The organism is Ruthenibacterium intestinale (genome assembly GCF_040096265.1).
GTDB classification, from domain to species: Bacteria; Bacillota; Clostridia; order Oscillospirales; family Ruminococcaceae; genus Ruthenibacterium; species Ruthenibacterium komagatae.
On sequence record NZ_JBBMFA010000016.1, the window covers coordinates 1 to 1,185 of the forward strand.

The window sequence follows — 1,185 nt, forward strand, 5'->3', positions numbered from 1 at the left end:
ACATGGACGAGGCCACGCCCCACCTCCATGTGGACTTCGTGCCGGTGGCAACGGAGCAGAGCCGGGGCCTTTCGACGCGGGTATCAATGAAACAAGCGTTAAAGCAGCAGGGATTTGAAGGGCTGGGCCGGAAGCAGACGGAATGGAAAGCCTGGATGGAACGGGAGAAAGAATCCCTAACGGAAATCGCCCAGGCGCACGAGTTTGAGATTATCAGCTTGGGCGGTGGTCGGCCTCATATGGAGCTGCCAGAGTACAGAGCAGCGGCCCAGCGGCTTGAAGCTATCCAGGAACAGGTGACAGCGGCAGAGCAGGAGATCGCGGCCCTGGAAAAGCAGAGAAAGGCCCTGCAAGGGAATGTGAAGCTGCTGAAAGCGGTGGAGAAGGTCAAGCCCGATTTGGACGCAATACAGCCGGAAAAGACGCTGACAGGGGCCGTCAAGGGCGTGACGGTGGAGCAGGTGAAGGAGCTGAAGGCGGCGGTGATCCGGGGCGCGGCGGCAGAGCAGAAGGTGCGGGAGCTGAAGGTAGAAAACCAACAGCTTCAGCAGAAAATCCCCTCGACGAAAGAAAAGCTGAAGGAGGCCCAGGAGCGGCAGCGGCTTGAAAATGAAAACCGGCAGCTCAAAGTGCAGGTGGAATACCTGGAAGAAGATTTGAGCCGGGCGCGCGGGTTTTCGGCGCGGCTCCAGGAAGGGATCGGGGCGGTGCTGGATTTCCTGGATCGGCACTTGCCAGAGCAGTTCCGGCCCCTGGTCGAAAAGGCGCGTGAGCTGCTACCTGTGCCAGAAGTGCAGCAGCCGGAAAGAGAGCAGGAACGGAGCCACACCTGGGGTGGTATGGAGCTGTAAAAGAAGCCTGTCAGGGGGCCTGGCAAGAGCCGCCCGGACAGGCTATAATAACAGTAAAAATAGGGAATAAAATATATTGATAATATATGCCCCCCTATGGGGGTACAGGGGATAGCAGGAAGTTAGCGTGTCGTAAAATAGGGAATAAAATATATTGATAATATATGCCCCCCTATGGCCTTTAGGCCAGGGAAAAAATAATAAAATATTCTCTCTCGGACAGGGAGAAAGTCGGAGGGGGTTATGGGGGTGAGCGGCGGGGTGTGGGAATGTGGTAAACCTGAAAGGTTTTCCATCATTTCCATGCCCCAGAGCGAGGGGGCAAAGGGGGCGG

Annotated in this window: 1 protein-coding gene; it reads left to right on the forward strand. The window is 56.5% G+C overall.

The features are described from left to right. Nucleotides 1-851 (forward strand): plasmid recombination protein (locus WMO24_RS00300; protein WP_349214027.1); only part of this gene is annotated, 851 nt, incomplete at its 5' end. Nucleotides 852-1,185 lie beyond the last annotated feature (334 nt).